2 tRNA genes and 2 rRNA genes are annotated in these 1,234 nt (G+C 49.7%); all 4 read left to right on the top strand.

Annotated elements, in window-relative coordinates:
- Positions 1-658, top strand: a 16S ribosomal RNA gene (locus tag GEV02_RS32555); the annotation flags it as partial.
- A gap of 64 nt (positions 659-722) precedes the next feature.
- Positions 723-799: transfer RNA gene (locus GEV02_RS32550), tRNA-Ile, on the top strand.
- Between the two features lie 24 nt (positions 800-823).
- A tRNA-Ala gene (locus GEV02_RS32545) sits at positions 824-899 on the top strand.
- A gap of 225 nt (positions 900-1,124) precedes the next feature.
- Positions 1,125-1,234, top strand: a 23S ribosomal RNA gene (locus GEV02_RS32540); the annotation flags it as partial.

Below are 1,234 nucleotides of genomic sequence, written 5' to 3'. Positions count from 1 at the left end.
GCCTGGGGAGTACGGTCGCAAGATTAAAACTCAAAGGAATTGACGGGGACCCGCACAAGCGGTGGATGATGTGGATTAATTCGATGCAACGCGAAAAACCTTACCTACCCTTGACATGGATGGAATCCTTGAGAGATTGAGGAGTGCCCGAAAGGGAACCATTACACAGGTGCTGCATGGCTGTCGTCAGCTCGTGTCGTGAGATGTTGGGTTAAGTCCCGCAACGAGCGCAACCCTTGTCATTAGTTGCTACGAAAGAGCACTCTAATGAGACTGCCGGTGACAAACCGGAGGAAGGTGGGGATGACGTCAAGTCCTCATGGCCCTTATGGGTAGGGCTTCACACGTCATACAATGGTACATACAGAGGGCCGCCAACCCGCGAGGGGGAGCTAATCCCAGAAAGTGTATCGTAGTCCGGATTGTAGTCTGCAACTCGACTGCATGAAGTTGGAATCGCTAGTAATCGCGGATCAGCATGTCGCGGTGAATACGTTCCCGGGTCTTGTACACACCGCCCGTCACACCATGGGAGCGGGTTTTACCAGAAGTAGGTAGCTTAACCGTAAGGAGGGCGCTTACCACGGTAGGATTCGTGACTGGGGTGAAGTCGTAACAAGGTAGCCGTATCGGAAGGTGCGGCTGGATCACCTCCTTTCTAGAGTAGCACTCTTCTTCAAGCGTTCACACTTATCGACTGTCAATATTAAAGAACAGCATTTGGGGCTGTAGCTCAGCTGGTTAGAGCACCGTGTTGATAACGCGGGGGTCGTTGGTTCGAGTCCAACCAGCCCTACCAGTTTCTGCCTTGTAGTAAATCTCAGGGGGATTAGCTCAGCTGGGAGAGCACCTGCTTTGCAAGCAGGGGGTCGTCGGTTCGATCCCGTCATCCTCCACCAAAAAGCTCAAACGTAAATCATCAGAGATTTAGGTTTGATCTTTTAGAGATCAAGTGCTGTACGTTCTTTAACAATCTGGAAGAAGTAAGTAAATTTTTATTGATCGTTTTGCGGTAAAACGCAAGACGATGGGTAATGATTGTATGTATCAACAAACGCAACAACGTAGTACTTCTTATTTCTATAACCGCTCCTTTGTTTAGTCGCAAGGGGCTAACGTTATAGGGACAAGTGAATAAGTGCACATGGTGGATGCCTTGGCGATTACAGGCGATGAAGGACGTAGTAGCTTGCGATAAGCTGCGGGGAGCTAGCAAACAAGCTTTGATCCGCAG

It is taken from the genome of Rugamonas aquatica, from assembly GCF_009380215.1.
GTDB lineage: Bacteria > Pseudomonadota > Gammaproteobacteria > Burkholderiales > Burkholderiaceae_D > Rugamonas > Rugamonas aquatica_B.
The sequence above is the reverse complement of the archived record's forward strand: the minus strand, read 5'-3'. Positions and strand labels throughout refer to the sequence as shown.